Below are 19,365 nucleotides of genomic sequence, written 5' to 3'. Positions count from 1 at the left end.
AGCTGCAGCGCGAAGGAGCCCGCATTCTAACAACAACTTCCCAAACTTGCTAGTCCGACTCGGCAATTTTATGCGGACACGCTGAAAATTATTCCTGGTGGTAAGCCGTCACGCATTCTACCTCGCTCTTCGAGCCCAGGAACACGGGCACGCGCTGGTGCAGTTTCTGCGGCGCGATGTCGAGGATGCGCTGTTTGCCGTCCGTCGCGGCGCCGCCCGCCTGCTCGACGATGAAGGCCATCGGGTTCGCTTCGTACATCAGGCGCAGCTTGCCCGGCTGCGACGGGTCGCGCTGGTCGGCCGGGTACATGAAGATGCCGCCGCGGTTCAGGATGCGGTGCACGTCGGCCACCATCGAGGCGATCCAGCGCATATTGAAATCCTTGCCGCGAGGACCGGTTTTGCCGGCCAGCATTTCATCGACATAGCGCGTGACCGGCGGGTACCAGTGGCGCTGGTTCGACATGTTGATGGCGAATTCCTTCGTCTCCTCGGGGATCTGCATGTCCTTCTGCGTGAGGACCCAGGAACCCATCTCGCGGTCCAGGGTGAAGCAGTTGACGCCCGCGCCCGTGGTCAGCACCAGCATCGTCTGCGGGCCGTACACGGCATAGCCGGCCGCGACCTGCTTGCTGCCGGCCTGCATGAAGTCGGCTTCGGTCGGGGCCGTCATGCCCTCCGGCGCCTTCAGCACGGAGAAGATGGTGCCGATGGAGACGTTGACGTCGATGTTCGACGAACCGTCCAGCGGATCGAACAGCAGCATGTATTCGCCCATCGGGTAGCGGTTCGGGATCGGGTGGATCGATTCCATTTCTTCCGATGCCATCGCCGCCAGGTGGCCGCCCCATTCATTGGCTTCGAGCAGGATCTCGTTGGAGATCACGTCGAGCTTCTTCTGCACCTCGCCCTGGATGTTCTCCGTGTTCGCGCTGCCGAGGATGTCGCCGAGCGCGCCCTTGCCGACCGAGTGGGAGATGGTCTTGCAGGCGCGGGCCACGACCTCGATCAGGAGGCGCAGCGACGCCGGGATATTGTTGTGGAGACGCTGTTCCTCGACGAGGTATTGCGTCAGGCTGACACGTTTCATGGACTTCCTTCGGTTTGTGAAAATAAATTCTTTTAATTAGCGAGCGCCTTGCCGACCACTTCGCGCACGTCGTTCGACAGCTTCGCCTGCCCCGCCACCTGCTGCAGCGCCCGCTTCATGTGGGCCTGCAGATCCGGCGTATAGCGGCGCCAGCGGTCCATCGCGCGGGCCAGGCGGCTGGCGACCTGCGGGTTCAGCGCGTCCAGCGCGATCACCTGCTCGGCCCAGAAGCCGTAGCCGCTGCCGTCCGGCGCGTGGAAGCCCACCGCATTGCCGGCACAGAAGGTAGACACCAGGCTGCGCGCACGGTTCGGGTTACGCAGCGTAAAGGCCTTGTGCGTCATCAGTTCGCGTACGCTGTTGACGTCCGTCGTCGGGGCCGCGGCCTGCATCGCGAACCATTTATCGACGACCAGCGCCTCGCCCTGGAATTCGTCGTAGAAGCGCTGCAGCGCGTCAGCGGCCGCGGGCGCGCGCGCATGCACGAGGGCCGACAGGGCCGCCACGCGGTCCGTCATGTTCGTGGCGCCGTCGAACTGCTGCTGCGCGAGGGCCAGGCTCGCGTCGTCCGGCGCGGCATTCAGATAGGCCAGCGCCAGGTTCTTCAGCGCGCGCTTGCCGATCGATTCCGCGTCCGGGCTGTATTCGCCCGGCGTCTGGTTGGCGTCGTACTGGGCCAGCAGCTCGGTGCGCAGGCGCGCGCCGATGTCGGCGCGGACGAACTGGCGCGCCAGGTGGATGGCGAGCGGGTCGACGACGTCCAGCTGGTCGGCGATCATCGATTCCGTCGGCAGCAGCAGCGCCTGCTCGCGGAAGGACGGATCGAGCGTGTCGTCCACGAGGATCTTGCGCATCGCGTCGATGAACGTGTCGTCCAGGTCGAGCCGGTCGACGACGTTGCCGGCGCTGGCCACCTGGCCCGTCAGCTTCAGCAGGCGGCTCATCGCGAGGCGCTGGCCCGCTTCCCAGCGGTTGACGGGATCGCTGTCGTGGCTGAACAGGTGCACCAGCTCGGCGTCGCTGTAGCCGTGTTTCAGGATCACGGGCGCGGAAAAGTCGCGCAGGATCGATGGCGTCGGCTGTTCCGTCACGCCCGTGAAGACGAAGGTCTGGTCGCTTTCCGTCAGCTCCAGCACGGCCGTCGTCCCATGGTCCTTGCCGTCCACCGTCAGCGGCAGGTCGCGGCCGTCCTGGCCCAGCAGGCCGACGGCGATCGGAATGTGGAACGGCAGCTTCTCGGCCTGGCCCGGCGTCGGCGGACACGACTGGATCAGGCGCAAGGTGTACGTCTGCGCCTGCTCGTCCCAGCGCGTTTCGGCCTGAACGACCGGCGTGCCGGCCTGGCTGTACCAGCGCTCGAACTGCGTCAGGTCGCGACCGTTGGCGTCGGCCATCGCCAGACGGAAATCGTCGCAGGTAACGGCCTGCTCGTCGTGGCGCTGGAAGTACAGGTCCATGCCCTTGCGGAAGCCGTCGCGGCCCAGCAGGGTCTGGTACATGCGCACGACTTCGGCGCCCTTTTCGTAGACGGTGACGGTATAAAAATTATTGATCTCGACGAAAGAGTCGGGACGGACCGGGTGGGCCATCGGGCCAGCGTCTTCCGGGAACTGGGCCTGGCGCAGCGTGCGCACCTGGTCGATGCGGGTGACGGCGCGGCCCGTGTTCGTGCCGATCATGTCGGCCGAGAATTCCTGGTCGCGGAACACGGTCAGGCCTTCCTTCAGCGACAGCTGGAACCAGTCGCGGCAGGTGACCCGGTTGCCCGTCCAGTTGTGGAAGTATTCGTGGCCGACGACGGCCTCGATGCCCTGGAAATCGACGTCCGTCGCGACGCGCGGATTGGCCAGCACGAACTTCGTGTTGAAGATGTTCAGGCCCTTGTTTTCCATCGCGCCCATGTTGAAGTCACCCACGGCGACGATCATGAAGCGGTCCAGGTCGAGTTCCAGGTTCCAGCGCTCCTCGTCCCAGCGGATGCTGTGCTTCAGCGACTGCATCGCGTAGTCCGTCTTGTCGAGGTTGCCCTCTTCCACCCAGACCTGCAGCAGCGCCGTGCGGCCGTCGGCCAGTTCGAAATTCTCTTCCTGGCACACGAGGCGCGCGGCGACGAGGGCGAACAGGTACGACGGTTTCTTGAACGGGTCTTCCCACAGCGCGTAATGGCGGCCGCCATCGAGGTCGCCTTCTTCGATCAGGTTACCGTTCGACAGCAGGACCGGATACTTGTCCTTGTCGGCGCGCAGCATGACGGTGAAGCGGGCCATGACGTCCGGGCGGTCTGGAAAATAGGTGATCCGGCGAAAACCTTCGGCTTCGCACTGCGTATAGAAGCTGCCATTGGACGTGTACAGGCCGCTGAGGGTAGTATTGCTTTCCGGAACGCAAATGGTCTCGATTTCCAGCGTCGCCTCTTCCGGGGCGTTGGGGATGCGCAGCAGGTTGCCTTCGACGACGTAGTCGCCCTCGCCCAGCGTGCGGCCGTTCAGGCGCAGGGCCACCAGCTCGATGTCTTCGCCGTACAGCTCGATTTCGCGCTGCGCGCTGGCGGGATTGCGGCGCACCGTCATCCGGTTGGCGACGACGGTACGGGCGGGATCGAGGTCGAAGCCGAGTTCAACGGTATCGACCAGGTAGCTGGGGGCAGTGTAATCCTTCCGGTAGATAGTCTGGGGCGTATCGGTGCGCATGGTCAGGAGTCCGCAAAGCCGTTGGTGGGATGCTTATTTTACCAACAGCTTTACACCACGATCCGTACCTTTCGAATGTATCGCCATGTACAGGTAGTAACTACGCGTAAATGTATCGACGAACATCACGCATCAGGAATAATATGATCTCCTGAACAAGACCGATTGCAGGAATTGAAACCCGACACACGGGGAATACGAATAGATGGAGCGCATCATGAAACGTACCATGATCACGGCGGTCGCATCGCTGAGCCTGTTGCTGGGCGGCTGCGCGACGACGATCCGCAGTGACGTCACCACCTTCAACCAGTGGCCCGCCCAGCTACCCGACAAGAGCTATGCGTTCGAGACGCCGCCGCCGCAGGACAACACGCTCGAGCTGCAGAGCTACGAAAACCTCGTGCGTGCCCAGCTCGCCCGCCTCGGTTTCCACGAGGCGCAGGGGGCGCCCGCGCTGAAGGTGTCGATGCGCTTCTCGACCATCGACGTGCCCACGCAGGTCATCTATCCGACCTTCGCGCCGACGTACGCGTACTCGCCCCGCTTCGCCTACATGGGCTGGCGCCGGCGCTACTGGGGCGGCTGGTACAGCCCGTTCTACGACCCGTTCTGGGGTCCGATGCCGGCCTATGACGTGCAGGAAGAACACCGCTACCACCGCCAGCTGCAGCTGTCGATCGCGTCGGCTGCGGACGGCAAGCGCCTGTTCGACGTCACGGTGCGCAACGTGAGCCGGCAGATGTCGACGCCGGCCGTGATGCCGGCCCTCGTGCAGAGTGCGTTCGAAGGGTTCCCAGGGCCGAATGGCGGGTCGCGCGTCATCGAGTTGAAGCAGGAGCCGCGGCAGAACGGTTGACCGACCGTCGTCCCCGCGAAAGCGGGGACCCATACTGAGGCTCAGGAATCGCGAATTTGGCGATGTCGCGGTGTTTCGAATGACTCGCCTTCGGATGGTCAGCATGGATTCCCGCTTCCGCGGGAACGACGTTCAAGGGCCGCGGGCCCTAGCCCAAATACGCTTCCGACAGGAACGTAATCCCGATAATCAAGAGCACCGCCAGCATCAGCACCACGAGCAAGCGCCCGAAGTGCGGTTCCGCCGCCGGTTGCGGATCGATCGGCCCTTCATTGTCGTCGCTGAATTCTCTCATGGCAGCAAAATCGTCTTGCCCGTCGTGCGGCGTCCTTCGAGGGCGATGTGGGCCTGGGCCGCGTCGGCGAGGGGGAAACGCTGGTGGATGTCGATGCTCACTTTACCGCTCGCCACGACGTCGAACAGGTCGGCCGCCATCGCCTCCCGCTGCGCGCGCGTGGCCGCATACGCCTGCAGGGTCGGCCGTGTGATGTAGAGCGAGCCGCGCGCCGACAGTTCGTTCAGCGAGAACGGCGGCACCGGCCCCGACGAATTACCGAAGCTGACCATCAGCCCGCGCGGCCGCAGGCAGTCCAGCGAGCGCGTGAACATGTCCTTGCCGACCGAATCGTAGACGACCGGCACCTTTTCTCCATTCGTGATCTCAAGTACGCGCTGCACGACATCCTCGTCCCGGTAATTGATGACGTGGGCGGCGCCACGCTGCTTCGCCAGCGCCGCTTTCTCGTTTGACCCCACCGTGCCGATGAGGTTCACGCCCAGCGCACGCGCCCATTGACACGCGATAAGGCCAACGCCGCCGGCCGCCGCGTGGAACAGGATCGTCTCGCCCGGCTGCACGGCATACGTCTGCTTGAGGAGGTATTGCACGGTCAGGCCCTGCAGTATCATCGCGGCGCCCGTCTCGAAGGAGATGGCGTCCGGCAGGTGCACGAGGATGTCGGCGGGCATCACCCGCAGCTGGCTGTAGGCGCCGTTCGGGCGCGCCGCATAGGCCACGCGGTCGCCCGGCCTGACGTGCGTGACGCCCTCGCCCACCGCCTCGACGACGCCCGCCGCTTCCTGGCCGAGGCCGTTCGGCAGGTCGAGCGGGTACAGTCCGGAGCGGAAATACGTGTCGATGAAGTTCACGCCGATCGCGTGGTTGCGCACGCGCGCCTCGCCGGGGCCGGGATCGCCGACCTCGACGTCGACGTATTCCAGCACCTCGGGCCCGCCGGTGCGCGCGAAGCGGATCGCCTTTGCCGTCGTCATGACCGCTCCTCCTGGAATCAGTCGGCCTTCGACTGCAATTGCGACAGCACGAGGTGGGCGCTCGCCACGTTCGTCGCGCACGGGATGTTGTGCACGTCGCAGGCGCGGACCAGCGCGTTGATGTCCGGTTCGTGCGGCTGCGGGGTCATCGGGTCGCGCAGGAAGATCACGCAGTCGATCTCGCCCTCGACCAGCTGGGCGCCGATCTGCAGGTCGCCGCCGACGGGACCGGAATGCATGCGCGTCACCTCCAGGCCCAGCTCGTTGATCAGGCGTCCGCCGGTGGTGCCGGTGGCCGACAGCGTGCAGCCGCGCAGGAAATCCACGTATTCGGCGGCGAGCGCGATCATGTCGTCTTTTTTCTTGTCGTGGGCGATCAGGGCGATGCGAGGTTTCATGTTCCGTTCCGTTTCGGTTTGTCAGGTGTTTTTTTCTTCGACAGCATCCAGATCCCGCCCAGCACCAGGCCCGTTCCGGCCAGTTGCACGGTCGTGATCGGCTCTCCCAGCAGCGCCCAGCCCAGGAACAACGTCGACACCGGACCGATCATGCCGGCCTGGGATGCCGTCGTCGCACCGATGCGCTGGACCGCCGCCATCGTCATGAAGACGGGGAAGATGGTACAGAATATCCCATTCACGAGCGAGAGCCCGTAAACCGGCAGCGGCTGCACCAGCATGCTTGCGGGCCGCAGGATGAAGAACTGCGCGATGCACGCGGCGCTCGACACGCACATCGCGTACGCGACGAGGCGCAGCGAACCGATGCGGCGCACCATCTCGCCCGTCCCCAGCAGGTAGGCCGCGTAGCACGCCGCCGAACCAAGCACGAGCAGTGAGCCCGTGACGGTGCTCCCTCCGCCACCCTTCAGGTCGTGCGCGAACACGAGCACGATGCCGCAGTACGACAGCACGAGCGCCATCCACTCCGCGCGGCCGATGCGGCGCTTGAAGATGAGTGCCGTGATCAACAGGACGAATGTCGGCGTGAGGAACAGGATCAGGCGCTCCAGGCCCACCGAGATGTATTGCAGACCGAGAAAATCGAGATAGCTCGACAGGTAGTAGCCGATCAGGCCCAGTCCGGCGAGACGCCAGCGGTCGCGCACGGCGAGCGGCGGCTCGGTTCGCATCTTCCACACCGCCACGGCAGCAAACACCGGAAGCGAGAACAGCATCCTGAACGCGATCAAGGTGACGGCGTCGATGTGGTAGCGGTACAGCAGTTTGGCGACAATCGCCTTCGTGGAAAACAGAACGGCACCGCCGATGGCGATTGCCAGGCCGCCCAACACGGCAGGGCGTGCGGTCGGTACAACAGATATGTCGGCTACGGTTTTACTCATCCGACGATTGTACGAGGAATCCGCATAGCCGGCTGAGGACGCCCCCCGAACGCGGCCGGCCGGTTGCGGTCCAATTGCCGTCACCGCTCAACCTTTCAGGAGATGTCCATGACACACCGCGCAACCGCGCACCCGGCCGGAGCGTGCACGCGATGAGCCGCGCCAGCGGCGTCGGCCGCCCCGGTGTCGACCGCACCGTCGTCCTGACCCTGCTCGTGCTGCTCGCGGCGCTGTGCTGGGCCTGCCTGCTGTTCCTGCTGTTTCGTGCCGGCCGCATGTCGCCGCTGGTGGCGGGCGCGGGGAGCCATGTCCGGGTCGGGCCGTACCACGCGGACGAGCTCGCGCGCCTGCTGGCACTGTGGACCGTCGTCATCGCCGCGATGATGCTGCCTGCGGCCGCGCCGTCCGTCCTGCTGTACGCGCGCGTAAAACGGCTCGTGCGCGAGCGCTGGGTCTATCCCTCCACGTTCCTGTTCATGCTGGGTTACCTGTTCGTCTGGGCCTGCTGCGCCCTCGCCGCCACACTGGCCGACTGGCAGCTGCACGACGCGGGCGGGCTCGACGAGACGATGGCCATCGCGCACCCGACGGTCGGCGCCCTCGCCCTCGTCGCGGCCGGGGTCTACCAGTGGACGCCCGCCAAGCACGTCTGCCTGGACAACTGCCGCGCGCCGCTGGCGTTCGTCCTCACGCACTGGCGCCGGGGGATGTGGGGCGCGTTCCGCATGGGCGTCGCGGATGCGAGATATTGCACGGGCTGCTGCTGGCTGCTGCTCGCGCTCGTGCTGCCGGCCGGCGTATTGAACCTGCCCGTCATCGCCGGCCTCATCGCGCTGATCCTGGCCGAAAAACTGCTGCCCGGCGGGCACGTGGTGGCGTGCGCGACGGGGCTCGGCCTGGTCGGGCTGGGCACCGCGTTGTTGTTTCCCTGACAGTTTTTAGACGGGGGCCCTATGCTAAAATGTCGAGGATTATCAATACCCGGGACCTCGAAGATCGCAGTTTGCCGAGGTTCCCTGTCTAAGGAAGACTCGACATGGCTGGACACAGCAAATGGGCCAACATCAAGCACAAGAAAGCCGCGACTGATGCCAAGCGCGGCAAGATCTGGACCCGACTGATCAAGGAAATCACCGTGGCCGCCCGCATGGGCGGCGGCGACGCCAACACCAATCCGCGCCTGCGCCTCGCCATCGAGAAGGCGGCGGATGCCAATATGCCGAAGGATAACGTCAACCGCGCCGTGCAGCGCGGTTCGGGCGGCCTGGAAGGCGTCAACTACGAAGAAATCCGCTACGAAGGTTACGGCATCGGCGGCGCGGCGATCATCGTCGACTGCATGACCGACAACCGCGTGCGCACCGTGGCCGAAGTCCGCCACGCGTTCAGCAAGTTCGGCGGCAACATGGGCACCGAAGGCTCCGTCTCGTTCATGTTCAAGCACGTGGGCCAGTTCCTGTTCGCACCGGGCGTCGAAGAAGACAAGCTGATGGAAGCGGCGCTGGAAGCCGGCGCCGACGACGTGATCACGGACGACGAAGGCGGCTTCGAAGTGCTGTGCGACCCGAACGCCTTCGCCGGCGTCAAGGAAGCGCTCGAAAAGGCCGGCTTCAAGGCCGATTCCGCCGAAGTCATCATGAAGCCGGACACCGAGACGGTATTCACCGGCGAAGACGCGCTCAAGATGCAGAAGCTGCTCGACGCCCTGGAAAACCTGGACGACGTGCAGGAAGTCTATACGAACGCAGTCATTGAAGAGTAATCGAACATCCATGAAAATCCTGGTAGTCGGCTCTGGCGGCCGTGAACATGCCCTGGCCTGGAAACTGGCCCAATCCGATCGCATCCAGATGGTCTACGTCGCACCGGGCAATGGCGGCACCGCGCGCGATGATCGCCTGGTCAACATCGACATCACCGACCCGGCCGCGCTGGCCGACTTCGTCGTCGCGGAAAACATCAGCCTGACGCTGGTCGGGCCGGAACAGCCGCTGGCGGCCGGTATCGTCAACCTGTTCCGTGCGCGCGGCCTGAAGGTCTTCGGCCCGACGAAGGAAGCGGCCCAGCTGGAAAGCTCGAAGGACTTCGCCAAGGCCTTCATGCACCGCCACGGCATCCCGACCGCGCAGTACCAGACGTTCACGGACGTCGCCCAGGCCCATGCCTATATCGACGCACAGGGCGCACCGATCGTCATCAAGGCCGACGGCCTCGCCGCCGGCAAGGGTGTCGTCGTCGCGATGACCCTGGAAGAAGCGCACCAGGCGGCCGACGACATGTTGTCGGGCAACCGCTTCGGCGACGCGGGCGCACGCATCGTCATCGAAGAATTCCTGGCCGGCGAAGAAGCCAGCTTCATCGTCATGTGCGACGGCAAGAACGTCGTCGCCCTGGCCACGTCGCAGGACCACAAGCGCCTGAAGGACCACGACCAGGGCCCGAACACGGGCGGCATGGGCGCGTATTCGCCGGCACCGGTCGTCACGCCGTCGATCCACGCGCGCGTGATGCGCGAGATCATCAACCCGACCATCCAGGGCATGGCCAAGGACGGCATCCCGTACAGCGGTTTCCTGTACGCGGGCCTGATGATCGACGCGGCCGGCGTGCCGAAGGTCATCGAATTCAACTGCCGCATGGGCGACCCGGAAACGCAGCCGATCATGACGCGCCTGAAGAGCGACTTCGTGACAGTGCTGGAACACGCCTGCAACGGCACCCTGGACAAGGTCGAACTGGAATGGGACCGCCGCACCGCGGTGGGCGTCGTGATGGCGGCGGCCGGTTATCCGGACGCGCCGGCCAAGGGCGACATCATCGACGGCATCCCGGCCGAAACGCCGGAATGCGTCACCTTCCATGCCGGCACCCAGATCGTGGGCGGCACCTTGCAGACGTCGGGCGGCCGCGTGCTGTGCGTCGTCGGCCTGGGCGACAGCGTCAAGATGGCGCAGAAGCAGGCGTACGAAACGGTCGAGAAGATCCACTTCAATGGTGCGCAGTATCGGCGCGATATTGGGTGGCGCGGGATCAAGCAGGCGTGATGGCGTAGCGCTTCGCCACAACCAAAACGGAGGCACGCAGCCTCCGTTTTTTTCACCCTACCCGCTAACCCACAATATCAGCATAAAGGTCACGCCACCGAGGGTTCGCCTTCTGAATCAGCTCGACCTTCCAAGATCTATCCCACTTCTTGATCTGCTTTTCACGCCGGATGGCTTCGACGATATCCGTGTGAACCTCGTACCAGACCAGCATCTTGATGCCATATCGCTTCGTGAAACCATCAGCCAGGCCTTCGCGATGTTGCCAGACACGCTTGACGAGGTCGCTCGTCACGCCAACGTAGAGTGTTCCGTTCAAGCCGCTCGCCAGGATATAGACGTAGCTTGATTTATCCATGGTTGAGTCCTCGATGCCTAAACCGGCATGGTCGGCCGAGAACCCCGATGTCCTGCTGAGATACCGCAAATGTAAAAAACGTCATTCCCGCGAAGGCGGGAATCCATTCTGAACTTCCGAAGCCGGTCGCCTGTACACACTGTAGTGCGTCAACAATACGGACTCTGTGGCTCAGCATGGATTCCCGCTTGCGCGGGAATGACGGGCTAGTCGCGACGGCGACGCGCCAGGCCCCCTGCCGCCAGACCACCCACCATCAGCGCCAGCGTCCCCGGCAGCGGCACGGCACCGCTCGGCGCAGCCGCTTCCACGTTGACGTTGTCGATCTGGTTGAACGCGCCCGAACCGATCCGCAGTTCGGTGATGCCGGTCAGGACCGTGCTCCACGTACCGATATCCTGGATCGAGCCGACCGACACGCCATCGGCCGACACGTCGCTCCAGTCCATGACATAGTCGAAGCTCTTCAGGTCGAACTTGCCGCCGCCCACGCGGGTCAGCGTCACGTACGTGTCCCAGCCGTTTTCCATGCCGTCGTGCCAGTTATAAGTCGACGATTCATACGTGCCGTCGCCGATGTGGGCCGCGCCCGCGTCCGCGCCCGGCGCGTTTAGCGTGACCTGGAAGCCCGATTCCACATACGTCAGGTTCAGGCCGTTGTAGGTCATGCTGCCGGCCAGCGGGAAGCCGTCGCCGTACATCATCTCGGTCAGGCCATCGAAGTTCAGGACGGTGGCGCCGGCGCTGCCTGCCGCCATCAAGGCGACGGCGGCGAGAATGGATTTGAATTTCATGAAAGTCTCCGAAAATTATCGATACTGCCGGCGCCAACGCGGGCGCCGGCATGGGCATCATCAGTAGCTGAACACGACGCCGCGGCCCGCGCCGGCGGCATACACGCGTCCAGGCACGGTCTGGTCGGCCGCCAGGTTGCTGATGCCGGCGTACTGGTGCTTGTCGTCGTTGATCCGGCGCCAGGTCCTGGCACCGTCGTCCGAGCGGTACACGCCCCACACGTTATTGATGATGCCGACGATGTAGATCGAGGACGAGTACGTCGCACCGGCCGGCGCCTTGCCCAGCGCGATCGAGGTCGCGCCGTACACCTGCGGGTAGCTCCACGTCTCGTTGGTGCCCCAGTCCGGTGCCGTCACGTCCAGTTTGGTCCAGGTCGCGCCCGAGTCGGTGGAGTGCAGGATGCTGAAACCGTCCACCACCCAGACGTCGCCTTCGGCATTCGGATTGACCGCGATCGACGACTGATAGAACGCTGCCACTCGCGCGCCCGCGCCCACGAACGTCGCGCTCTCGGTGAAGGTGTGGCCGCCGTCGTTCGAGTACCAGAAGTGGGACGTGTCCGACCACTGGTTCCACCACGCGCCGCCCGAGTTGAAGGCATAGACCTTGTTCGGGTTCTTGCGGTCGGCGACGACGCGGTAGCCGCGGCCGATGCCCACGGCAGACAGGGCCGGCAGGTTCGTGTACGTCCAGGTCGCGCCGTTGTCGGTCGTGTAGGCCGGACGCGCACCGGACGGTGCCCAGACGGCCTTGCCCGGCGCCGTCACGGCGATGGTTTCCTCGCCGCCCTGGTTGGTCAGCGCGTCCGGGTGCTTGCTGGCGAATGCCGTCCAGGTCACGCCGGAGTCGGTCGAGTAGGCGCCGCGGGGGTTGTTCTGGACCCAGCCGCCCGTACCGACCGCTGCGATGTAGGCCGGATTCGACCAGGCCGTGTCGGCGGCATTACCGTTGCTGAACCAGCCGATCGGGCCGCGCGTCGGCTTCTTCAGCAGCTCGGTCTGCACGTGCATGCCGATGTCGCCCGAGCTGCGCAGCAGCGCGTAGCTGGCGCCCTTGGGCGGGGTCGCCAGGCTGATCGTCGCGGTTTCCTCGAGGTTGGTCACGTCCAGGTTCCAGCTCGGCGTGGCCGCCGACGCCGTCTTCGTTTCCCAGATGCCGCCGCCGAACACGTGCAGGATGTGGTCGGGGTTGTTCGGGTCGATCTCGACGTCGTCCACCCAGCCGGAGAAGTCCACGTCGGACGGGGTGTGCGGGGTCATCGACGCGATCTCGCGCCAGGTCAGGCCGGCGTCGTCCGACACCTGCACGACCGGCTGGCCCTGCCAGTTACCCCACGAGTTCGACACGCCCAGCGCGATACGGGTGGTCGGACCGGAGCCGGAGACCGACAGGCCGCCCATGCCGAAGTTCACCCATTGCTGCGTATCGTAGCTCTTCAGCAGCGTCCAGTTCGTGCCGTCGAACTTGTACAGGCGGGCCGGACCGCCGGCACCCGGGCCCATGTCCTTCGTGAACGCTACGTAGATGATGCCGTCCTTGGCGCGGACCATGTGCGGGATGTAGTAGCCGGTCACGGGGGTCGTCACGCCGGTCCAGGTCGCACCGCCGTCGGTCGACTTGTACAGGTTGGCATTCAGGCCGGCCGCAGCGGCGTAGTCCGGGGCCACGGCCGTGTAGATGGTCTGCGTGGCCGTGCCCGTGCCCGTCGTCGACGTGTCGAACAGCACGCTCTCGATGCCGCCCGAGGTGCGGCCCGGCAGGGAGCCGATCTGGTCGCCCGGGTATTGGAACGTGGTCAGCGACGTTACCTGGTTCCAGGTCTGGCCGTAGTCCGTGCTCTTCCACAGGCCCGACGTGCGCGAACCGTAGTACAAGGTCGACGGCTTGTTCGGATCGACCATCAGGCGTTCGCCGATGGCGCGGCCCGGATCGTTGGAACCGGCGCGGAACGGCAGGTCGACGTGCGTCCAGCTGTCGCCGCGGTCGGTGGAAATGTACAGGCGGGCATTTTGTCCCGACCAGTCATACATGCCCGTGACCAGATACACGCGCTTGTCGTCGGTCGGATCCAGGGCCACGCTTTCGGCCCCGTTATAGAATTCTTCGCGGACGCCGAAGCCGTCCGTGATCGGGGTCCAGCCCGACGTCGCCGTATCGCGGCGGTAGACCCCGCCCATGTCCGTGCGCGCGTACAGCACGTTCGGGCTGGTCGGGTGGAAGATCAGGCCGGTCACGTAGCCGCTGCCCCCGTACTTGACGCTCTGCCAGCGGGTACCCGCCGTCGCGACGTCGGCGCCGCCGCCGGACGCGCTGCCGACCATGGCGGCAAAGGAAGGCGATTGCGAGGATGGGCTGTCGCCGCCGCAGGCTGCCACCAAGCCGGCCACGGCGCAGGCCAGTGCAAGAGTTTGCTTCTTCATGCTTGAACTCCAAGAAAGTGTTGGACCGTGGTTACCGGTCGCTTGCTGCAATGCACCATCCCCATCGGCACGGCCGCGGACGGGTCGTTACGATGAAGACAATGGATGGGGAGGACTGGCGGGCGCGTTAAGGTCGCGGCCGAGGGGGGATCGTGTGTTCCATGAATGTCTCCGTCGTTATCGTTTTAACTCGTTTCGACACCGGCCTATGCGGCTGGCGTGAAATCGGTTTCTTTCGACCTAGACTATTAGTAATAGGAACGTGTTTCTTGCATTCGTAACTACGAAAGCTAGAAAAGTGCAGAAAATTGAAGAGATTTGCGCAGGATTTTTATCGGCGCCGGAGGGGTGTTGGAAACGGTGTTGGCGGTTGCCTGTCGCGATCCAGTTCATCAGTGTACAATCCCCGTTCGCTTTTTTTCTCTCACATTTCCACATGGCTACAATTAATCCGGCCGCCGTCAAGGCCTGGCTGCTCGACCTGCAGGCGCGCATCGTGCAAGCGCTGGAAGATGTCGACGGCAAGTCCTTTTTGCGCGACACGTGGGAACGGCCTGAAGGTGGTGGCGGGATATCGCGCCTCATCGAAGGCGGAAATGTGATCGAGCGCGGCGGCGTGAATTTTTCGCATGTGCGCGGCGCCAGCCTGCCGGCGTCGGCGATGGCCGCGCGGCCGGAACTGGCGGGCCGCGCGTGGGAAGCGATGGGCGTGTCGCTCGTTCTGCACCCGCACAATCCGTACGCACCCACCGTGCATATGAACGTGCGCTTTTTCGAAGCGACGGCCGAGGGCAAGGAGCCCGTCTGGTGGTTCGGCGGCGGCATGGACCTGACGCCCTACTACGGCAATGAAGACGACGCACGCCACTTCCACCAGGTCTGCCGCGATGCGCTGGCGCCGTTCGGGGACGACCTGCATCCGCGCTTCAAGCGCTGGTGCGACGACTATTTCTATATAAAACACCGCAAGGAAGCGCGCGGCGTCGGCGGCATCTTCTTCGACGACTTCAACGAACTCGGGTTCGAGCAGTCGTATGCCATGGTGCAGAGCGTCGGCAACGGCTTCCTCGATGCCTACCTGCCGATCCTGCAGCGCCGCAAGGACCAGCCGTACGGCGAACGCGAACGCGATTTCCAGGCGTACCGGCGCGGGCGCTACGTCGAGTTCAACCTCGTGTGGGACCGCGGCACGCTGTTCGGCCTGCAGTCGGGCGGCCGGACGGAGGCGATCCTGATGTCGATGCCGCCGATCGTCAAATGGCGCTACGACTGGCATCCGGAGCCGGGCAGCCCGGAAGAGAAGCTCTATACCGACTTCCTGCCGCACCGGGATTGGCTCGCCCCGTGACGCGCTGCGTTGCTCTGCTGGGCGGCAGTTTCGACCCGGTGCACCACGGCCACGTCGCGCTGGCCGAGCTGTTCGCGCGCCAGCTCCATCCGGACGAATTGCGCGTGCTGCCCGCCGGCCAGCCGTGGCAAAAGAAGAACGGCCTGGAAGCGGGCGATGCCGACCGCGTGGCCATGCTGAAGCTGGCATTTGCAGGCAGCAGCGCGCCCGTGACGATCGATACCCGCGAGATCGACCGCCACGGCGCTACGTACACGGTCGAAACCCTGCGCGACCTGCGCGCCGAGCTCGGTCCGGATACGTCCATCGTGTTCGTAATGGGCGCGGACCAGTTGCAGAAGCTGGACACCTGGCGCGACTGGCACGACCTGTTCGCGCTGGCCAATTTCGGCGTCGCCGCCCGCCCCGGCTATCGGCTCGACGATGCCGCGCTGCCGCCCGCCGTGGCAGCGGAGCTGGCGCAGCGGCGCGCGTCGTTCGACGACGTGCGCGCCAGCCCGGCAGGCAAGGTCTGCCTGGCGCACACGCTGGCCGTCGACATTTCGGCCACGCAGGTGCGCGCTGCCCTGCATGCCGAACCCCGTACTGACATAAGCGCGCTCGTTGCGCCGCAAGTGCTAGACTATATTCAACAACATAACTTGTACAAAAACTAATGGATATCAAGAAACTGCAAACGCTCGTCGTCGACGCCCTCGAAGACGTCAAGGGCCAGGACATCGTTCTGTTCGACACGACGCACCTGACCAGCCTGTTCGACCGCATCGCGGTCGTGTCGGGCACGTCGAATCGCCAGACCAAGGCGCTGGCCGCCTCGGTCCGCGACAAGGTCAAGGAAGCAGGCGGCGACGTGGTCGGGCTGGAAGGCGAAGACACGGGCGAATGGGTCCTTGTCGACCTGGGCGACATGATCGTGCACATCATGCAGCCGGCCATCCGCCAGTACTACCGCCTGGAAGAAATCTGGGGCGACAAGCCCGTGAAACTGGGCGCCGCCAAGCGCAAGTCGACGGCCGAAGGCCTGGACGCGGCCGCGCCGAAGACGAAGTCGAAGCACCTCGCCGCGAACCAGGAACAGGAAGAAGCGAAACCGGTGCGCGAGCGCAAGCCGGCGGCCAAGAAGTCGGCCGACGCCAAGCCGGCCGCCAGGAAACCTGCCGCCAAGAAGATCCCGACGGGCGCCACCGTGAAGGTTGCCGTGTCCAAGACCGCTGCCGCGGACGCGAAGGCCGCCAAGGCTGCGAAAGCCGCCGCTGCGCCGAAACGTGCAACCAAGGCCGCAGCCGCCGAGGGCGACGCACCGGCCAAGAAAGTCATCCGCCGCATCAAGAAAACCGAAGAATAAACCGCGATGCAGTTGTTCATCGTCGCGGTCGGCCACAAGATGCCGGCCTGGATCGAGACCGGCTTCGCGGAATACGCGAAGCGGATGCCGCCGGAGCTGCGCATCGTGCTGAAGGAAGTCAAGCCGGTCGAACGGTCGGGCAGCAAGACGGCGGCCACCGCGATGGCGCTCGAACGCGAGCGCATCGAGGCGGTGCTGCCGAAAGGCGTACGTATCGTCGCCCTCGACGAGCGCGGCAAGGATCTCACCAGCGTGGGCCTGTCGCAAGCGTTGGAGGCCTGGCAGCAGGACGGGCGCGATGTCGCCTTCCTGATCGGCGGGGCCGACGGCCTCGATCCGGAACTCAAGGCGCGCGCGGACGGTCTGATCCGCATCTCCAGCATGACGCTGCCGCACGGTATCGTGCGCGTGATGCTGGCAGAACAGTTATATCGTGCGTGGTCCATCACCCAGAACCACCCTTACCATCGGGTATGAGCCGATGAAACAGCTCGACAAGAAAATCTACCTCGCCTCCAAGAGCCCGCGCCGCCGCGAACTGCTGCGCCAGGTCGGCATCGAGTTCGACATCCTCAGCCTCCGCTCCGATCCGGCGCGCGGCATCGACGTCAGCGAAGACACGTTCGCGGACGAACCCGCGCAGGACTACGTGGCCCGCGTGGCGCGCGAAAAAGGCGCATTCGCGTGGAACGTGCTGCACATGCGGCGCATGCCGCTGCGTCCCGTGCTGTCGGCCGACACGACCGTCACCATCGACGGCGAGATCCTCGGCAAGCCGGGCGATCCGAAGGAAGCGGTCGCCATGCTGGAACGCCTGTCGGGCCGCACGCACCAGGTGCTGACGTCGGTCGCCCTGCATTACACGGACGTGTTCGAGCAGGTGACGCAGGTGTCGAACGTGCGCTTCGCGCAGCTCACGCCGGAAGCGATCCGGGCGTATTGTGCGACGCCGGAACCCTACGACAAGGCCGGCGCGTATGGCATCCAGGGCCTCGCCGCCCTGTTCATCGAGCATATCGAAGGCAGCCATTCCGGCATCATGGGCTTGCCCGTCTTCGAGACGGCGCAGTTACTGCAGAAAGCGGGCGTCAGCGCTTTGTAAGGTAGTCACACCGTGTATGATGTGACTCTGAACAACATTCGCGGCCCGGCCTCATGACTGAAGACATCCTGATCAATATCAACCCGCAAGAAACACGGGTCGCGCTGGTGGTACAGGGTGCCGTTCAGGAGCTGCACATCGAGCGTACGCTCACCCGCGGCCTCGCGGGCAACGTCTATCTGGGCAAGGTCGTGCGGGTACTCCCAGGCATGCAGTCGGCCTTCATCGACATCGGCCTCGAACGCGCCGCGTTCCTGCACGTGGCCGACATCTGGGAAGCTAGGCCGCACGACGGCGCCAACGGCAGCAGCAATAATAGCAACAACGCACCGACGCCCATCGAAAAAATCCTGTTCGACGGCCAGGTACTGACCGTCCAGGTGATCAAGGATCCGATCGGCACCAAGGGTGCGCGCCTGTCCACGCAGATCTCGATCGCGGGCCGCATGCTCGTCTACCTGCCGCAGGATAAACACATCGGCATCTCGCAAAAGATCGAGAAGGAATCCGAGCGCGAAGCCCTGCGCGCGCGCCTCGGGGGCTTGCTGCCGCCGGACGAAAAAGGCGGCTACATCGTGCGCACGCAGGCCGAGGACGCGTCCGACGCCGACCTCGCCGCCGACGTTGACTACCTGCGCAAGACGTGGGGCGCCATCATGACGGGTGCACGCACGCGTCCCGCGACGAGCCTGCTGTACCAGGACCTGAGCCTGGCCCAGCGCGTGCTGCGCGACTTCGTGCACGACGAGACAGCCGCGATCCTCGTCGACTCGCGCGAGAATTACCTGAAACTCGTGGAATTCGCCCAGGTGTACACGCCCAGCGTGCTGTCGCGCCTGCAGCACTACACGGGCGAGCGCCCGCTGTTCGACCTGTACGGCGTCGAGGAAGAGATCCTGCGCGCGCTGGGCCGGCGCGTGGACCTCAAGTCCGGCGGCTACCTGATCGTCGACCAGACCGAAGCGATGACGACCATCGACGTCAACACGGGCGGCTTCGTCGGCGGGCGCAACTTCGCCGACACCATCTTCAAGACGAACCTGGAAGCGGCGCACGCCATCGCGCGCCAGCTGCGGCTGCGCAACCTGGGCGGCATCATCATCCTCGACTTCATCGACATGGAGAACAACGAGCACCGCAACGCCGTGCTCGCGGAGCTCAAGAAGACGCTGTCGCGCGACCGCACGAAGGTGTCCGTGAGCGGGTTCTCGGCGCTGGGCCTCGTCGAAATGACGCGGAAGCGCACGCGCGAATCGCTGGCCCACATCCTGTGCGAGCCCTGCCCCGCTTGCGGCGGCAAGGGACAGGTCAAGACCAGCCGGACGATCTGCTACGAGATCCTGCGCGAACTGCTGCGCGAGGCCAAGCAATTCAACCCGCGCGAATTCCGCATCGTCGCGTCGCAGGAAGTGGTCGACCTGTTCCTCGAGGAAGAGTCGCAGCATCTCGCCATGCTCGGCGACTTCATCGGCAAGAAGATTTCGCTGCAGGTGGAGCGCGGGTATCACCAGGAACAGTACGACGTGATCCTGATGTGACCGATGTTAATTTAATACGCCAGTTTCGCCGTCTCCAAGACAAGGATTTGTCATCCTGTTCAGTTCATGTTGCTCGCACAGGACAATGCGTCTAAAAATATGGCCAGGGGCAACGCAATGTCGCGGATTGGACTACAATTCGAGACAATTTGTTGA

Annotated in this window: 19 protein-coding genes; 10 read left to right on the top strand and 9 right to left on the bottom strand. The window is 64.6% G+C overall.

Going from position 1 to position 19,365, the window contains the following annotated elements; genetic code table 11:
- Window positions 1-88 precede the first annotated feature (88 nt).
- Together P0M04_RS13745 and pepN are read right to left on the bottom strand one after the other, a co-directional pair.
- Window positions 89-1,090, bottom strand: coding sequence for a class 1 fructose-bisphosphatase (locus P0M04_RS13745; RefSeq protein ID WP_259449818.1), 1,002 nt, complete (start codon window positions 1,088-1,090; stop codon window positions 89-91).
- A gap of 32 nt (window positions 1,091-1,122) precedes the next feature.
- Entirely contained in the window at window positions 1,123-3,780 is a 2,658-nt protein-coding gene (gene pepN, locus P0M04_RS13740; RefSeq protein WP_259449817.1) for an aminopeptidase N, read from the bottom strand.
- 217 nt (window positions 3,781-3,997) lie between these two features.
- Here pepN and P0M04_RS13735 point away from each other — a divergent pair, with 217 nt between their 5' ends.
- On the top strand, window positions 3,998-4,639 hold the full coding sequence (locus P0M04_RS13735) for a DUF4136 domain-containing protein (protein ID WP_259449816.1): 642 nt from the start codon (window positions 3,998-4,000) through the stop codon (window positions 4,637-4,639).
- Between the two features lie 148 nt (window positions 4,640-4,787).
- On the opposite strand, the gene P0M04_RS13730 is transcribed toward P0M04_RS13735, so the two are convergent.
- The 4 genes from P0M04_RS13730 to P0M04_RS13715 are packed head-to-tail and all read right to left on the bottom strand — an operon-like array spanning window position 4,788 to window position 7,256.
- Entirely contained in the window at window positions 4,788-4,934 is a 147-nt protein-coding gene (locus tag P0M04_RS13730; RefSeq protein WP_259449815.1) for a hypothetical protein, read from the bottom strand.
- Entirely contained in the window at window positions 4,931-5,911 is a 981-nt protein-coding gene (locus tag P0M04_RS13725; protein WP_259449814.1) for a quinone oxidoreductase family protein, read from the bottom strand. The genes P0M04_RS13730 and P0M04_RS13725 overlap by 4 nt, the downstream gene beginning before the upstream one ends.
- A gap of 17 nt (window positions 5,912-5,928) precedes the next feature.
- Window positions 5,929-6,309, bottom strand: coding sequence for a methylglyoxal synthase (locus P0M04_RS13720; RefSeq protein ID WP_056130395.1), 381 nt, complete (start codon window positions 6,307-6,309; stop codon window positions 5,929-5,931).
- A complete protein-coding gene (locus P0M04_RS13715; RefSeq protein ID WP_259449813.1) occupies window positions 6,306-7,256 on the bottom strand; it encodes a DMT family transporter in 951 nt (316 codons plus the stop codon). The genes P0M04_RS13720 and P0M04_RS13715 overlap by 4 nt, the downstream gene beginning before the upstream one ends.
- A gap of 152 nt (window positions 7,257-7,408) precedes the next feature.
- On the opposite strand from P0M04_RS13715, the gene P0M04_RS13710 reads away from it, so the two are divergent.
- The 3 genes from P0M04_RS13710 to purD all read left to right on the top strand — a co-directional run bounded on the left by P0M04_RS13710 (window position 7,409) and on the right by purD (window position 10,300).
- Window positions 7,409-8,188, top strand: coding sequence for a DUF2182 domain-containing protein (locus P0M04_RS13710; protein ID WP_259449812.1), 780 nt, complete (start codon window positions 7,409-7,411; stop codon window positions 8,186-8,188).
- 104 nt (window positions 8,189-8,292) lie between these two features.
- Complete coding sequence (locus P0M04_RS13705; RefSeq protein WP_259449811.1) at window positions 8,293-9,018, top strand: YebC/PmpR family DNA-binding transcriptional regulator; 726 nt, start codon at window positions 8,293-8,295, stop codon at window positions 9,016-9,018.
- 10 nt (window positions 9,019-9,028) lie between these two features.
- Complete coding sequence (gene purD / locus P0M04_RS13700) at window positions 9,029-10,300, top strand: phosphoribosylamine--glycine ligase (protein WP_259449810.1); 1,272 nt, start codon at window positions 9,029-9,031, stop codon at window positions 10,298-10,300.
- Between the two features lie 64 nt (window positions 10,301-10,364).
- On the opposite strand, the gene P0M04_RS13695 is transcribed toward purD, so the two are convergent.
- From P0M04_RS13695 to P0M04_RS13685, 3 genes are all read right to left on the bottom strand, one after another.
- Window positions 10,365-10,658, bottom strand: a complete 294-nt coding sequence (locus P0M04_RS13695) for a GIY-YIG nuclease family protein (protein WP_259449809.1) — start codon at window positions 10,656-10,658, stop codon at window positions 10,365-10,367.
- Window positions 10,659-10,864: 206 nt separating this feature from the next.
- On the bottom strand, window positions 10,865-11,452 hold the full coding sequence (locus P0M04_RS13690; RefSeq protein WP_259449808.1) for a PEP-CTERM sorting domain-containing protein: 588 nt from the start codon (window positions 11,450-11,452) through the stop codon (window positions 10,865-10,867).
- Window positions 11,453-11,512: 60 nt separating this feature from the next.
- Window positions 11,513-13,876, bottom strand: coding sequence for a sialidase family protein (locus P0M04_RS13685; protein WP_259449807.1), 2,364 nt, complete (start codon window positions 13,874-13,876; stop codon window positions 11,513-11,515).
- A gap of 436 nt (window positions 13,877-14,312) precedes the next feature.
- Between P0M04_RS13685 and hemF the strand changes: the two genes are divergently transcribed.
- The 6 genes from hemF to rng are packed head-to-tail and all read left to right on the top strand — an operon-like array spanning window position 14,313 to window position 19,209.
- On the top strand, window positions 14,313-15,224 hold the full coding sequence (hemF, locus tag P0M04_RS13680) for an oxygen-dependent coproporphyrinogen oxidase (RefSeq protein WP_259449806.1): 912 nt from the start codon (window positions 14,313-14,315) through the stop codon (window positions 15,222-15,224).
- Window positions 15,221-15,880, top strand: a complete 660-nt coding sequence (locus P0M04_RS13675) for a nicotinate-nucleotide adenylyltransferase (protein WP_259449805.1) — start codon at window positions 15,221-15,223, stop codon at window positions 15,878-15,880. Before hemF ends, P0M04_RS13675 begins: the two co-directional genes overlap by 4 nt.
- Window positions 15,880-16,569 (top strand): ribosome silencing factor, encoded by a 690-nt coding sequence (gene rsfS, locus P0M04_RS13670; RefSeq protein ID WP_259449804.1) that lies wholly within the window; start codon window positions 15,880-15,882, stop codon window positions 16,567-16,569. Before P0M04_RS13675 ends, rsfS begins: the two co-directional genes overlap by 1 nt.
- Window positions 16,570-16,575: 6 nt before the next feature.
- On the top strand, window positions 16,576-17,046 hold the full coding sequence (gene rlmH, locus P0M04_RS13665) for a 23S rRNA (pseudouridine(1915)-N(3))-methyltransferase RlmH (RefSeq protein ID WP_259449803.1): 471 nt from the start codon (window positions 16,576-16,578) through the stop codon (window positions 17,044-17,046).
- Between the two features lie 4 nt (window positions 17,047-17,050).
- Window positions 17,051-17,671, top strand: a complete 621-nt coding sequence (locus tag P0M04_RS13660) for a Maf family protein (RefSeq protein ID WP_259449802.1) — start codon at window positions 17,051-17,053, stop codon at window positions 17,669-17,671.
- A gap of 53 nt (window positions 17,672-17,724) precedes the next feature.
- Entirely contained in the window at window positions 17,725-19,209 is a 1,485-nt protein-coding gene (gene rng, locus P0M04_RS13655) for a ribonuclease G (protein WP_259449801.1), read from the top strand.
- The last annotated feature ends 156 nt before the right edge of the window (window positions 19,210-19,365 follow it).

Origin of the sequence: Telluria mixta, from assembly GCF_029223865.1 — a bacterium.
Classification (GTDB): Bacteria; Pseudomonadota; Gammaproteobacteria; order Burkholderiales; family Burkholderiaceae_D; genus Telluria; species Telluria mixta.
Note: the sequence above shows the minus strand (reverse complement) of the source record. Positions and strands in the feature narration are given on the sequence as shown.

What these genes read in the sequence shown, in the direction of transcription:
- P0M04_RS13745 (WP_259449818.1), bottom strand. Translation starts at nt 1,090, where the DNA reads ATGAAACGTGTCAGCCTGACGCAATACCTCGTCGAGGAACAGCGTCTC.
- pepN (WP_259449817.1), bottom strand. Translation starts at nt 3,780, where the DNA reads ATGCGCACCGATACGCCCCAGACTATCTACCGGAAGGATTACACTGCC.
- P0M04_RS13735 (WP_259449816.1), top strand. Translation starts at nt 3,998, where the DNA reads ATGAAACGTACCATGATCACGGCGGTCGCATCGCTGAGCCTGTTGCTG.
- P0M04_RS13730 (WP_259449815.1), bottom strand. Translation starts at nt 4,934, where the DNA reads ATGAGAGAATTCAGCGACGACAATGAAGGGCCGATCGATCCGCAACCG.
- P0M04_RS13725 (WP_259449814.1), bottom strand. Translation starts at nt 5,911, where the DNA reads ATGACGACGGCAAAGGCGATCCGCTTCGCGCGCACCGGCGGGCCCGAG.
- P0M04_RS13720 (WP_056130395.1), bottom strand. Translation starts at nt 6,309, where the DNA reads ATGAAACCTCGCATCGCCCTGATCGCCCACGACAAGAAAAAAGACGAC.
- P0M04_RS13715 (WP_259449813.1), bottom strand. Translation starts at nt 7,256, where the DNA reads ATGAGTAAAACCGTAGCCGACATATCTGTTGTACCGACCGCACGCCCT.
- P0M04_RS13710 (WP_259449812.1), top strand. Translation starts at nt 7,409, where the DNA reads ATGAGCCGCGCCAGCGGCGTCGGCCGCCCCGGTGTCGACCGCACCGTC.
- P0M04_RS13705 (WP_259449811.1), top strand. Translation starts at nt 8,293, where the DNA reads ATGGCTGGACACAGCAAATGGGCCAACATCAAGCACAAGAAAGCCGCG.
- purD (WP_259449810.1), top strand. Translation starts at nt 9,029, where the DNA reads ATGAAAATCCTGGTAGTCGGCTCTGGCGGCCGTGAACATGCCCTGGCC.
- P0M04_RS13695 (WP_259449809.1), bottom strand. Translation starts at nt 10,658, where the DNA reads ATGGATAAATCAAGCTACGTCTATATCCTGGCGAGCGGCTTGAACGGA.
- P0M04_RS13690 (WP_259449808.1), bottom strand. Translation starts at nt 11,452, where the DNA reads ATGAAATTCAAATCCATTCTCGCCGCCGTCGCCTTGATGGCGGCAGGC.
- P0M04_RS13685 (WP_259449807.1), bottom strand. Translation starts at nt 13,876, where the DNA reads ATGAAGAAGCAAACTCTTGCACTGGCCTGCGCCGTGGCCGGCTTGGTG.
- hemF (WP_259449806.1), top strand. Translation starts at nt 14,313, where the DNA reads ATGGCTACAATTAATCCGGCCGCCGTCAAGGCCTGGCTGCTCGACCTG.
- rsfS (WP_259449804.1), top strand. Translation starts at nt 15,880, where the DNA reads ATGGATATCAAGAAACTGCAAACGCTCGTCGTCGACGCCCTCGAAGAC.
- rlmH (WP_259449803.1), top strand. Translation starts at nt 16,576, where the DNA reads ATGCAGTTGTTCATCGTCGCGGTCGGCCACAAGATGCCGGCCTGGATC.
- P0M04_RS13660 (WP_259449802.1), top strand. Translation starts at nt 17,051, where the DNA reads ATGAAACAGCTCGACAAGAAAATCTACCTCGCCTCCAAGAGCCCGCGC.
- rng (WP_259449801.1), top strand. Translation starts at nt 17,725, where the DNA reads ATGACTGAAGACATCCTGATCAATATCAACCCGCAAGAAACACGGGTC.